The organism is Pseudoalteromonas shioyasakiensis (genome assembly GCF_024518675.1).
In the GTDB taxonomy this organism is placed as follows: domain Bacteria; phylum Pseudomonadota; class Gammaproteobacteria; order Enterobacterales; family Alteromonadaceae; genus Pseudoalteromonas; species Pseudoalteromonas shioyasakiensis_B.
In genome coordinates, this window is the sequence record NZ_JANIGL010000002.1 from 729,780 (window position 1) to 742,023 (window position 12,244).

11 protein-coding genes are annotated in these 12,244 nt (G+C 40.7%); 9 read left to right on the plus strand and 2 right to left on the minus strand.

From position 1 onward, the window contains the following. Positions 1-57 precede the first annotated feature (57 nt). The 7 genes from lptD (at position 58) to NQT69_RS09220 (ending at position 8,774) form a co-directional block, all read left to right on the plus strand. A complete protein-coding gene (gene lptD, locus NQT69_RS09190; protein WP_256827358.1) occupies positions 58-2,301 on the plus strand; it encodes an LPS assembly protein LptD in 2,244 nt (747 codons plus the stop codon). 24 nt (positions 2,302-2,325) lie between these two features. Then, the gene (gene surA, locus NQT69_RS09195) at positions 2,326-3,633 is read left to right on the plus strand and encodes a peptidylprolyl isomerase SurA (protein ID WP_256827443.1); all 1,308 of its coding nucleotides are present in this window, start codon (positions 2,326-2,328) and stop codon (positions 3,631-3,633) included. 3 nt (positions 3,634-3,636) lie between these two features. Next, entirely contained in the window at positions 3,637-4,629 is a 993-nt protein-coding gene (pdxA, locus tag NQT69_RS09200; protein ID WP_256827359.1) for a 4-hydroxythreonine-4-phosphate dehydrogenase PdxA, read from the plus strand. Continuing rightward, positions 4,626-5,432 carry a 16S rRNA (adenine(1518)-N(6)/adenine(1519)-N(6))-dimethyltransferase RsmA gene (gene rsmA, locus NQT69_RS09205; protein ID WP_256827360.1) on the plus strand — a complete coding sequence of 269 codons (807 nt, stop codon included), beginning with the start codon at positions 4,626-4,628 and terminating at the stop codon, positions 5,430-5,432. Before pdxA ends, rsmA begins: the two co-directional genes overlap by 4 nt. Continuing rightward, the gene (gene apaG / locus NQT69_RS09210; RefSeq protein ID WP_087533512.1) at positions 5,416-5,805 is read left to right on the plus strand and encodes a Co2+/Mg2+ efflux protein ApaG; all 390 of its coding nucleotides are present in this window, start codon (positions 5,416-5,418) and stop codon (positions 5,803-5,805) included. The genes rsmA and apaG overlap by 17 nt, the downstream gene beginning before the upstream one ends. Before the next feature lie 6 nt (positions 5,806-5,811). Continuing rightward, positions 5,812-6,627 carry a symmetrical bis(5'-nucleosyl)-tetraphosphatase gene (locus NQT69_RS09215; RefSeq protein WP_256827361.1) on the plus strand — a complete coding sequence of 272 codons (816 nt, stop codon included), beginning with the start codon at positions 5,812-5,814 and terminating at the stop codon, positions 6,625-6,627. Positions 6,628-6,758: 131 nt separating this feature from the next. Beyond that, a complete protein-coding gene (locus NQT69_RS09220) occupies positions 6,759-8,774 on the plus strand; it encodes a methyl-accepting chemotaxis protein (protein WP_256827362.1) in 2,016 nt (671 codons plus the stop codon). Positions 8,775-8,859: 85 nt separating this feature from the next. Here NQT69_RS09220 and NQT69_RS09225 read toward each other — a convergent pair whose 3' ends face one another. Further along, the gene (locus NQT69_RS09225; RefSeq protein WP_256827363.1) at positions 8,860-9,342 is read right to left on the minus strand and encodes a YajQ family cyclic di-GMP-binding protein; all 483 of its coding nucleotides are present in this window, start codon (positions 9,340-9,342) and stop codon (positions 8,860-8,862) included. Positions 9,343-9,493: 151 nt separating this feature from the next. Between NQT69_RS09225 and NQT69_RS09230 the strand changes: the two genes are divergently transcribed. Further along, a complete protein-coding gene (locus tag NQT69_RS09230) occupies positions 9,494-9,844 on the plus strand; it encodes a VanZ family protein (RefSeq protein ID WP_256827364.1) in 351 nt (116 codons plus the stop codon). Further along, positions 9,837-10,739, plus strand: a complete 903-nt coding sequence (locus NQT69_RS09235; protein ID WP_256827365.1) for a ketopantoate reductase family protein — start codon at positions 9,837-9,839, stop codon at positions 10,737-10,739. Before NQT69_RS09230 ends, NQT69_RS09235 begins: the two co-directional genes overlap by 8 nt. Positions 10,740-10,767: 28 nt before the next feature. On the opposite strand, the gene thiI is transcribed toward NQT69_RS09235, so the two are convergent. Then, on the minus strand, positions 10,768-12,225 hold the full coding sequence (thiI, locus tag NQT69_RS09240) for a tRNA uracil 4-sulfurtransferase ThiI (RefSeq protein ID WP_256827366.1): 1,458 nt from the start codon (positions 12,223-12,225) through the stop codon (positions 10,768-10,770). Positions 12,226-12,244 lie beyond the last annotated feature (19 nt).

The following is a 12,244-nucleotide window of genomic DNA, read 5'->3' on the forward strand; positions in this document are numbered from 1 at the left end:
TTGTTTTCCTTTATTATGTCAGGCCTATATTCAATGACAGCATATTAAGGTTAATAAATGAGCAAAACCTGGGGCATAATGATGCTAAGCGTAATTAGCGCACCATCGCTTGCCGAAACTGAGCTGACACACAACTTTTGTGGCAATTCAATGCAAACCAGAGCTTGGCAACCGCTTGCTGGCCTTGACTTGGGCATGGTCGATATCCGTTCAGATGATATTGAACTGCTTGGTACCCAAAGCGCAGAATTTACCGGCAACGTTGATATTAACACCCTTACTATGACTTTGTCCGCACAAAGTGCACTAATTGACAAACAGCGTGGGTTACTTAATGCCACAGGCCCAATTACTTACCGTGACGCTGTGAGTGAAATAAACAGCGCCGGATTAAACGCTGATTTAAATAATTCACAAATAAGTTTACTTGGTGCTGATTACAAATTAACAGAGCAACAAGGTCACGGTGGGGCTGAAAAGCTCACAGTGAACGAGTCTGGCTTAAACCTGCTGAACGCAAGCTTTACTACTTGCCCTGGGGATGTTCCTTTGTGGGCGATTGAAGCGGATGAAATTGATTTATCTCGTGAAGAGGGCTGGGGTGAAACGCATGATATGGTGTTGCGCATCATGGATACCCCCGTGTTGTACTTACCTTATTTTACATTTCCCATTGATGACCGTCGAAAGTCTGGCCTACTAACACCGAACTTTTCAGCTTCCGATCGTTATGGTATCGAGTCAGTTACTCCTTATTACTGGAACATTGCGCCCAATTACGATGCTACGATAACACCCAGGTATATGTCTAAAAAAGGACTGCAATTAATTACCGAGTTTCGTTATTTGAGTGAAAGCAGTGAAGGTTTATTAGGCTTAGAATATTTAAATAAAGATGATTCAGAGCCTGAGCTAGATGAACGCTACCTTTTTCACTGGCAGCAACAAAGTTACTTTGGTGATAATTGGCGTGCCAGCATAGATATAACCAATGTCAGTGACGATAACTACCTGACTGATTTAGGTTCGGATTATGCCACCAGAACAGATACTCAACTTTACCGTACAGGGGCTCTATCGTACCTTGGCGAACGCTGGCGCACCGATATAAAAGTGCAAAACTTTGAGGTATTGGGTAATCACGTTGAATCCTATGCTGCTTGGCCGCAAATTAGCTTCTCTCAAACCGCACCTTTTCGCTTTAGTGATATTGATTTAACGTTAGACGGTGAGTTAAGCCATTTTACTAATAGTTCAGCTGTTATTGACAGAGCCACACGGTTACACCTTGAACCAAAGGCTAGTTATGGCTATCAAGAATATGCATGGTCGTTTTTATCTGAATTTAGTGTACTTCACACAAGATACAAGCAAGAAGGTGATTTAGCGGGCAGCGGCTTCTCTGATACAGTATCTCGAACCCTGCCTAAAGTTCGTTTATACAGCCAGCTAAATTTTGAGCGTGATACTAAATTGGTCGAGAACGGTATTCAAACACTTGAGCCTCAAGTGCAATACCTTTACACACCTGATGAAGATCAGTCTGATATAGGTTTATACGATACCACCAAACTACAAGATGACTTTTTTGGTTTGTTTCGCGATAGCCGATTTTCAAGTATTGACCGTATTGCAACGGCCAATCAATTTACACTCGGTGCCACAACCCGGCTATTTAATGATAATAGTGAAGAATTATTTAACTTTAGTGCCGGGCAAATCTTTTATTTAACTGACTCAGCTAAACCAACGGAGCAAGGTTTGAACTCCGACACCAACTATAATGCCTTGTTTGCAGCACAAAGCATGATACATTGGCACCGTCGTTGGTATTTATCTGGAGGTATCCAATATGACACCGATGGTAAACAAGTTATCCAATCTAACGTTACGTTAGACTATAAAGGTGACAATAATCAGCTTGTGCAATTGAACCATCGCTATGCAAATGATGTCTCAGGCAATACAATCGAACAAGTTGGTTTTTTTACTAGTTTTCCGATTAGTGAACAATGGCAGTTCGTAAACAGCTACCACCGAGATTTAGAAACTGGACGTAGCATAGAAATGTTTACTGGATTGCAATATGAATCATGCTGTTGGGCGTTCCAATTAACAGCTAGTCGCCAAATTGAAACCGATTTAAACCAGGCTATAGGCCAAGAACAAGCTACATTTGATTCAAGTATAGGCTTTAATATTGTCTTGAAAGGATTAGGTAGTAAAAGCCGTTATGATGCACAAAAATTATTACAACAAGGTATTTTTGGCTATCGTAGACCGTATTTTCTTAATAACTAGTATTACCGTACTATTAGCAAGAGTATTAGAAAAAGTATGAATTTAAAAAAATTATTAGCATCAGCTTTATTAAGCTTTGGCTTATGTCAAAGTGTTTTCGCAGCCCCAGTAGAAATAGACAAAGTGGTAGGCATCGTTAACCAGGGTGTAATTTTACAAAGTGAAGTAGACACCATAGTTAACCGTGTTAAAGCACAAGCAAAAGAGCAAGGTCAAGAGTTACCATCTGATGAAACCTTGCGCATTCAAGCAATGGAACGCTTGGTTAACCAGACCCTGATGATGCAATTGGCTGAACGTATGGGCCTTGAAATCTCAGATAGTCAACTTGATCAAACTCTAGTCGGCATGGCAAAAGAGCAAGGCGGTACTATTGCTGACTTACGCCGTACTATCGAAGCATCAGGCGAGAGCTTTCAATCTTACCGCGAAGAAATTCGTAAAGAGATCACCACGCAGCAAGTAATGCGTGCAAATGTTGATCGTCGTATTTATATCAGTCCTCAAGAGGTTGATAACTTACTCAAGATTATGGAAAGCCAAGGACAAAACACCGAAGAGTACGATATTGGTCATATCCTAATAGACATTCCAAACAATGCCACTGCTGATGAAATAGCCAGTGCTAAAACCCGTGCTGATAAAGTAATTGAGTTTTTGCAAGACGGCAAAGAATTTAAACGTATCGCAATTTCGTCTTCAAGTGGTTCAAAGGCCCTTGAAGGTGGTCAGCTTGGCTGGATGAGTATTAATGAAATGCCCTCTTTATTTGCAGAAGCCGTAAAAGGCGCAAAAAAAGAGGCTATTATCGGCCCTCTTCGTTCTGGCGCTGGTTTTCATATTGTAAAAGTACAAGATATTCGTGGTCGCCAAGTTGTTGAAACAACTGAAGTGCGTTCGCGTCATATTTTAATTAAGCCATCGATTATTTTAAGTGAAGAAAAAGCCCGTACCATGCTAAATGGTTTCGCTAAAGAATTACGCGCCGGTACTGCCGATTTTGGCGAGTTAGCCAAAGAGTACTCTGAAGACCCTGGTTCAGCGCTTAAAGGGGGGGAGTACGATTGGACAGACCCTACAACTTACGTTCCTGCCTTTAGAGATACTTTATTATCGCTTGATAAAAACGAAATAAGCGATCCGTTTAGAACAACTTTTGGCTGGCATATTGTGCAACTACTTGATAAACGAGTTGCAGATAAAACAGAAATAGCTAAACGAAACCGTGCACATGGCATGTTGTTTAACCGTAAGTTTAAAGAAGAAAGTTTTAACTGGCAGCAAGAAATGCGTGAACAAGCCCATGTTGAAATTTTCCCAATTGATGAGTAACTAATGACGTTACGTATTGCAATAACGCCCGGCGAACCCGCCGGGATTGGCCCAGATTTATTACTTAAGTTAGCCCAGCATGACTGGCCTGCCCAACTTGTGGTGATAGCCGATGGTCAATTATTAAAACAGCGTGCTGAACAACTTGGCTTAGACATTACATTAATTCCCTTTGATGAGTCAGCTCCTGCAGCCACGAGCCCTGCTGGCAGCGTATACCTGCATCAAGTAGATTTAGGCGCACAAGTACAATTAGGTGTACTTGATGATGCTAATGGTCAATATGTACTTGATACGCTTAGGATTGCATCAGAGAAAAACATGGATGGTACTTTTGATGCAGTGGTAACTGGTCCTGTACATAAGGGCATCATAAATAAAGCCGGCATTTCGTTCAGTGGCCATACTGAATACTTTGCTCAGCAGTCGAATACCGCTGACGTAGTAATGATGTTAGCGACCGAAGGCTTACGTGTCGCCCTAGTGACAACACACATTCCTCTGGCATATGTATCTCGAGCTATTACCGTTGAGCGCTTATCGAAAGTAGCGGGCATTTTAAATCACGATTTACAAACTAAGTTTGGTATTGAAAAGCCACGGATCCTAGTGTGTGGCTTAAATCCGCACGCTGGTGAAGATGGTCATCTAGGCCGTGAAGAAATTGAAACTATTACGCCTACTCTTGAGCTATTAAATAATCAGGGAATGAATCTCATTGGTCCATTGCCTGCTGATACATTGTTTCAAGATAAATACCTTGCACAAGCAGACGCTGTACTTGCAATGTATCACGATCAAGGTTTACCTGTGCTAAAATACAAAGGATTTGGTAAGTCAGTGAACATCACTTTAGGTTTACCTTTTATTCGCACCTCAGTTGACCATGGTACAGCATTAGATTTAGCTGGTACTGGCCATGCTGAAGTGGGTAGTTTTGAACTAGCGATCCGCGAAGCAATTAAGCTCGCCCATGAAAAAGCACAGAATCAATGACAGATAAAGTACATTTAGGACACCGCGCCCGTAAACGTTTTGGCCAGAACTTTTTATTCGATGAATCGATCATCGATAAAATCGTTACCGCTATCGACCCAAAACCTGAAGATAACCTAGTAGAAATTGGCCCTGGTCTTGGTGCTATCACTGAGCCTGTAACTGAATTAAGCGGTCATTTAACCGTTGTTGAACTAGATAAAGATCTTGCCCAGCGCTTAACAGAACACCCATTTTTAGGCCCAAAACTGACCGTGCATCAAGGTGATGCAATGAAGTTTGATTTTGCCAGCTTAGTACGCGATGACAAAAAATTAAAAGTGTTTGGTAACTTGCCATACAACATTTCAACACCACTGTTGTTCCACCTTTTTGAATTTGCAGATAATGTTGAACACATGCATTTCATGCTACAAAAAGAAGTTGTAAAGCGCATGGTTGCAGGCCCAGGCAGCAAAACATTTGGCCGTTTAAGCGTGATGACTCAATATTACTGTCATGCAATGCCAGTGGTAGAAGTTCCACCTGAGTGCTTTAAGCCAGCCCCTAAAGTTGACTCTGCGGTTATTCGTTTAATTCCGAAAAAGCCAGAGCAACGCACAGCTAAAAGCGTAAAAATATTAAACACGGTATGCTTAGAAGCCTTTAACCAGCGCCGTAAAACACTGCGCAATAGCCTAGGTAACCTACTAACAGCAGATGAACTGACAAGTATTGGTATTGATATTACACTTCGTGCTGAGAGCCTTTCATTACAACAATTTATAGATATAGCTAATTGGATTTATGACAACAAGCAGTAATTTGGGCTCGCCCATTAAAGTATCGGTTGAAACGTTTTATGTAGAAGGTCAGTCGCAACCTGAACTTGATAAATACGTTTTTGCGTATTCTATTACCATTAAAAACCACAGTTTATGTAGTGCAAAGTTGGTTAGCCGCTACTGGTTGATAACGGATGCAAATGGTAAAGAAGTAGAAGTACAAGGCGAAGGCGTAGTGGGTGAAAAGCCAACTATTGGTCCTGGTGAGAGCTACAAATACACCAGCGGTGCCGTACTCGATACACCAGTAGGCACTATGCAAGGTTACTACACGTTAAAAAATGAGTTTGGCACTGAGTTTGATGCCCCTATTAATGTGTTTAGATTAGCTCAGCCAAACATTTTGCATTAATTTACTATGGCTAACTATGCGATAGGTGATTTACAGGGCTGTTTTGATGAGTTTCAAGCCCTGTTACAACAGGTTGACTTTAATCCGAGTAAAGATCACCTATACTTGGTAGGCGATATTGTGGCGCGAGGTCCAAACTCGCTTGCATGTTTAGAGTATCTATATCAAAACCAAGATAGCATCACAGTGACACTGGGTAATCATGACCTACACCTGATTGCTTGTTACCTGTTGCATAAACCAATAAACCCCAAAGATAAACTACACGAGGTCTTTGCCTCAGCTGCACTCCCCGCTTATATCGACTTATTATTAAAACAACCTTTAGCCTTATGGCTTGAACACGAAAATGTGTTTATGTCTCATGCAGGGCTAAACCCAGATTGGTCAATAAACAAAGCACTCGAACACGCTCAATTTGCACAAAAATGTTATCAAGGTGATCAGGCTACGGTATTTTTCCAGCGCATGTATGATCAGCACCCGACTCTTTGGCATGAGCAATTAACTGACTATGAGCAGTTTCGCTATATTATTAATTACTTTACCCGAATGCGATACCTAACTGTCGATGGCCAGTTAGACCTTAAATGTAAGGGAGCGATTGCTGACTCAAATACAATAATCCCTTGGTTTTCACATCCGCGCTTTGAGGATTTTAAAAAACATATCGTATTTGGTCATTGGGCTGCTTTAGAAGGGAAAACAAACCACACAAATATTCACGCCCTTGATACAGGCTGTGTGTGGGGCGGTGCGATGACTTTAATGGAACTAAACAATAAGCAATGCTTTAGTGTTATTTCGAGGCATTCTAACTAATTTAACTGAAAAAAAAGCGTTCTTCTGTTAGATTTAGTATAATAATTGTTAAAAGTAATGAAATTTAATTACTTAACTTATCTGCAACTATGCCGATAAAGTCTAATTACTACTCTTTTATGGAAATTCATATGAACTTAACTGTTAGCCAGCGTATTTGGGGTGGATTCATTTGTATCACCTTATTGCTTCTTTTAATTGGGGGTAACTCACTGTTCAGAATTGCAAATATAAACAATTCTTCGCAACAGGTTAATCAACTATCACTACCTGCATTAGAGGAAAGTTCAGATCTTCAAGTTGAGTTCATATTAATGAGTAAAGCCGCGCAGGCAAGTTTTTACACCACGTCAGCTGCAGAACTTGCGCCGGTAAAAACAGCTATTGAGCAACGCAAACAAGCCTTTGCCAAATCAAAAACACAATTACAAAGCATTGTTGGCGACCACCCACAGCTAAATCAAAGCAGCCAAGAGGTTCAGCAAACATACGATAGTTTTATTAAAGCTGTTGATAGCCTATTAAGCGATAAAGCGACTGAACTTGAACTTAACAAAAAGCTACGTAACCAATTAGAGAATATTGAGCTTGCTGCTGAAGACGCCAATTCAGTGGTATTAGATATTATCGATATAGATGGCCTTGAAGAAAACGATGCGCGCGCCTACCAAGCTGCTAATATGCTTGAAAATAACTTTTTGTCTTTAGTGACCAACAGTACCGATATGCTAACGGTGCGCACTCAAAATACCCTAGATATCGTAAAAAATGAACAACTATATTATTTAGAAGAAGTAGAGCGTAGCGTTAACTTATTAAAGCCAGCTGTTGAAGCGGATAATCCTGATTTATTTGCCGATTTAAATAATTATTTAGTCGTTATTCGCGATAATATCCAAGGCGCCAATAGTCTATCTGCTAATAAAAAGCGTCTAATTGATGTAATTGCAATGACAAAGTCAGAGCTTGCTCAAGCTGATGCGGCCACGACAACCGCATTAAAACAACTTAATGAACTCGTTGACCAAGCAAGTAATGTGGCTTTTGAACTGCAAAAAGGTGTGAGTAATGATGTAAACTCGGCCAATTTATGGACATGGATTGGTATGATTACTGCGACTTTACTAGCTATTGTTGTTGCCTTTATTACTGTTAACCGCATTACCACACCACTTGCTGAAGTTAACCGCATTTTAGATATCGTAGCCAGCGGTGATATGACACAACGCTTAGATGACTCAGCTAAAGATGAGTTTGGTGAACTATCTCGTAGTTGTAATACTCTAATAGACAGCTTAAGAAGCCTAATTCAAGGGATTATTTCACGCTCGACACAACTTGCGGCCGCTTCCGAGCAAACATCAGCTATCACTGGTGAATCTAGCCAAGCCATTCGTAACCAACAAGCTCAGGTGGAACAAGCCGCTACAGCAACCACAGAAATGAGCAGCACATCGCAAACAGTAAGTAACAGTGCACAACAAGCATTGAAAGAAATAAAGAATGCTGATAAAGAAGCCGATCGTGTTAAAGGAATCTCAAGCCAAAATAAAGCAACCATAGAACAACTCGCTCGCGAAGTTGATGATGCATCGCAAGTGATCAACAAGCTACATCAAGACAGTGCTTCTATAGGCAGTATCCTTGATGTTATTCGTGGTATCGCTGATCAAACCAACTTACTTGCTCTAAACGCCGCTATTGAAGCAGCCCGTGCCGGTGAGCAAGGTCGTGGTTTTGCCGTTGTAGCAGATGAAGTACGTTCGCTTGCCAGCAAAACCCAAGAGTCAACCCAAGAAATTCAAGCTATGATTGAATCACTACAAAGTGGTGCAGAAGCTGCTGTATCTGCTATGTCAAAAGGCAAGCAACAAGCAGAGTCATGCGTTGAGCAATCAGATCTAGCTAATACTGCACTTGACTCGATTACCGCAGCTGTCGCACAAGCGCATGATGTGAGTGAAGAGATTTCAACCGCAGCACAAGAGCAACAGCAAGTATCACAAGAGATAAGTGAACGCCTAGAGTCTATTGTAGCCATTGCAGAACAAACGGCTGAGGGCGCGAACCAAACCAATATTTCAAGCTCAGAGGTTGCTAAGCTTGCAGAAGAGTTACGCTTATCAGTCGATGAATTTAAAGTATAAGAGCGTTAAAAAACCATTAAAAAGCCCAGCAAATACTTAGCTGGGCTTTTTTCTTTAGCAAAGGCCTATCAAAACAGGCTTAAGATTAATCTCTAAAGTTTTTAAATTGGAATGGCTGACCTAATTCAGCAGTACGCACTATTTGCATTGCTTCTTGTAAATCATCACGCTTTTTGCCCGTTACACGCACTTCTTCACCTTGAATCGCTGCTTGTACTTTTACTTTTGAATCTTTAATTGCTTTAACTAGCTTTTTAGCAACGTCTTTTTCAATACCTTGTTTAAGCGCAACATTTCTAAATACGTTTTTTCCGGCGCGAGAGATATCTTGCAACTCAAGGCTAGATACATCCATGCCACGCTTTGATATTTTATTTGCTAAGATATCAAACAATTGCATGACTTGGGCGTCAGCTTCTGCTTTAAGTTTTATGGTTTTATCGTTTAGCTCAATTGATGCATCAACGCCTCTAAAGTCAAAACGCGTTTCTAGTTCACGTTTGGCATTATCAACCGCATTTTGTGCTTCATTCATTTCTACTTCAGATACGATATCGAAAGAAGGCATTAGTCTCTCCTAGCAAGATTTTTTAAATAAATATGGGGTGATTATAACGCCTATTTTATAAATCTTTACATTTTTCTGCGTTTCGTTCAGGTGCGATAAGAAATTTGTTTGATATACTACGGGTCTATTTTTAGACGATTTAGGATTTATCGTGACCCGGCGCGTATACCAAGCTCTTTTTTTAGTTAGCATAGTGGCTTTCACAGTTTTATTTGCCAAGGAAGTTAAAGGCGCTGCTAACCTATTTCCCCATATTGATAAGGTTGCCCATTTCGGTATATTTTTTATTCTTGCGGTGGTCATGGACAAAGCATTTAAAATCCCACTATGGGTGCAAATTTTAATGCTGGCAGGTTACGGCGCAGCAATAGAGGTAATGCAGGATATGCTCCCATACCGCCAAGCCTCAATAGGTGACTTTATTGCTGACTTTGCAGGTGCTGTCAGTTACTTCGTCATCAAGCTGGCTTTCCATTTAGGTAAAAAATCAAGCCATGAGTAATATTGCAATTGTTGGTGATGGCGCCATTGGTTTACTGTATAGCCAGCTTTTAAGTACAGATAATCAAGTCACTTTAATTACGCGTAACGCCAAGCCTAAAACCCAATATTATTATCAAAGGGGTGAGCTAAAGCAGGCGATCAACGTGGAGGTTTTAAACAGCGCTAACTTAGACCAATTAACGGCAATAGAAACTGTCATATTTGCCGTAAAAGCCTACCAAGTTAACGATGCTGTAGCTCAGTTAATACCTTATTTAAGTTCATCGTGTAAGCTTATTCTGTCTCACAATGGTATGAGTGATTTACAGCCTATTTTAAGTAAGTTACACAGCCAACAAGCACTATTCTTTTTAATTACTCAGCTAGCTGGATTCAAAATAGCATCAACGACAGTGATTCATACTGGTAATGGCCAAAGTATTTTAGGTAGCTGCAATAACACCGCGGAAAAAAAAGCTGACACACTGCTGCAACAGTTATCAGCAATACCGCAGATTAGCTACACAGGGCAAATTAACCTGATACGCTGGAAAAAGTTATTAATTAATATCGCTATAAACCCTTTAACCGCCCACTATAATATTAAGAATGGTGAGCTCGCAGCTCCTAAATACAGTAGTGAGGTTTTAAACTTACTAACTGAAGCTTGTATGGTGGCTAATGCGCAAGGGATTAATATTAAGCTTTGCGATGCCTTAGCAAGGGCATACCAGGTCATGACGGCGACAGCACAAAACTATTCTTCGATGCAACAAGATATCACTCACACGCGCCCCACAGAAATCGATGCTATGTGCGGTTATATTTGCCAACAGGCAGCGAAGCTGGGTATTAAGACACCTTACAATCAATTGTCCCTAGATAGGCTCACAGATAAAAAAAGCGCGAATTAATCGCGCTTTCTTGCTCTTTACTAGACCGTTATGGGCGATACACTTTCACATTGGCAAAACCATTTTCATGAAGTATCAATGCCTGTAATTGACTCATAACGCCTTTTGCACAATACAAGTAGTAATCTTTATCCTGTGGTAAATCACCAAATTTAGTCGCTAAGCGGAAGAAAGGTAAATGTACAACCTCAACATCGGCAATATCTAATGGGTTGGCATCTTCTTCTTCTGGAGAGCGAATATCAACAACTACGGCACCAGCAGGTAAGTCTGTAACTGCTTCCGCCTCTTTTAGCTCTTGTTTTGCTTCTACGTCAATATCGCGAATGTCCATCATACGGGCATTCGAAACGACTGTATTAAGCACATCAAAATCGAACTTTTGCTCTTCAGCTTCTATTACTTGGATTTTAGCCTTTACGGTTGGCTTTTTAGATATCACACCACAGTATTCGGGCATAGTCTCAGCCATTTCTGCAGTGCCAATTTTACGAGCGATATTAATAATTTCTTGTTTATCGTGTTGAATTAATGGGCGCAATATTAAGGTTTCGGTTACACGGTCGATCACGCTTAAGTTAGCCAGCGTCTGGCTTGATACTTGCCCAATACTTTCACCGGTAACGAGAGCTTGAACCCCCATTTTTTCAGCTATTTGACTGCCTGCTCGCATCATCATGCGTTTAAGCACCACGCCCATTTGGCTGTTTTCTACATTTTCTAGTATTTCAGCAACAACAGGTTCGAAATCAACACTAATAAACTTAACTTTATGGGTGGAACTAAATTGCTTCCAAATATAATAGCTGGCTTGCTTGACACCGATCTCGTGCGCAGCGCCCCCAAGATTAAAGAATAAAAAGTGAGTACGCGCACCTTTACGGATCATTTGATAGCTGGCAACGCCTGAGTCAAAGCCACCTGACATTAACGAGAGAACATCTTCTTGAGTTGGTAACGGGAAGCCTGCCATACCTAGGTGAGTCTGCGTAACGATATAGGCCTTATCATCTTTAATTTCGATACGAATAGTAACTTCAGGGCGACTAAGCTGTACCCGAGCCCCTTCAATATGCTGATTCAAGCCGCCACCAACATAACGCTCTACATCTGTCGAGGTAAAATCATGCTTACCTTGGCGTTTACAACGCACACAAAACGTTTTACCCGCAATGGTGTGACCAATAAGATCTAAAGCGATTTCATAAATGTCGTGAAGGTTTTCATAGTTGGTTTCTGTTACTTCAATGAATTGTACAATGCCAGGAATACGCTGCAGACCATCAATAAAATCGAGTCGTACTTGCGGATCATCACTAAGTGTAACAACCGAGATATTATCCCAATTATTTTTAACTTGTACTTTTTCGTCTAGCTTACGCAGTACAATTTTAATGTTATTTTCTAACACTTTAGTAAAACGTTTACGTACTGAACGGCTTTTAATAGCTATTTCAGGGTGAAGTTTGACGATAAATTTAAGCATAGTTTACTCATTTGACAGT

Bases quoted from the DNA above. Each gene is read 5' to 3' on its own strand.
- pdxA (WP_256827359.1), top strand. From the start codon at position 3,637: ATGACGTTACGTATTGCAATAACGCCCGGCGAACCCGCCGGGATTGGC.
- thiI (WP_256827366.1), bottom strand. From the start codon at position 12,225: ATGCTTAAATTTATCGTCAAACTTCACCCTGAAATAGCTATTAAAAGC.
- NQT69_RS09220 (WP_256827362.1), top strand. From the start codon at position 6,759: ATGAACTTAACTGTTAGCCAGCGTATTTGGGGTGGATTCATTTGTATC.
- rsmA (WP_256827360.1), top strand. From the start codon at position 4,626: ATGACAGATAAAGTACATTTAGGACACCGCGCCCGTAAACGTTTTGGC.
- NQT69_RS09235 (WP_256827365.1), top strand. From the start codon at position 9,837: ATGAGTAATATTGCAATTGTTGGTGATGGCGCCATTGGTTTACTGTAT.
- apaG (WP_087533512.1), top strand. From the start codon at position 5,416: ATGACAACAAGCAGTAATTTGGGCTCGCCCATTAAAGTATCGGTTGAA.
- NQT69_RS09215 (WP_256827361.1), top strand. From the start codon at position 5,812: ATGGCTAACTATGCGATAGGTGATTTACAGGGCTGTTTTGATGAGTTT.
- lptD (WP_256827358.1), top strand. From the start codon at position 58: ATGAGCAAAACCTGGGGCATAATGATGCTAAGCGTAATTAGCGCACCA.
- NQT69_RS09225 (WP_256827363.1), bottom strand. From the start codon at position 9,342: ATGCCTTCTTTCGATATCGTATCTGAAGTAGAAATGAATGAAGCACAA.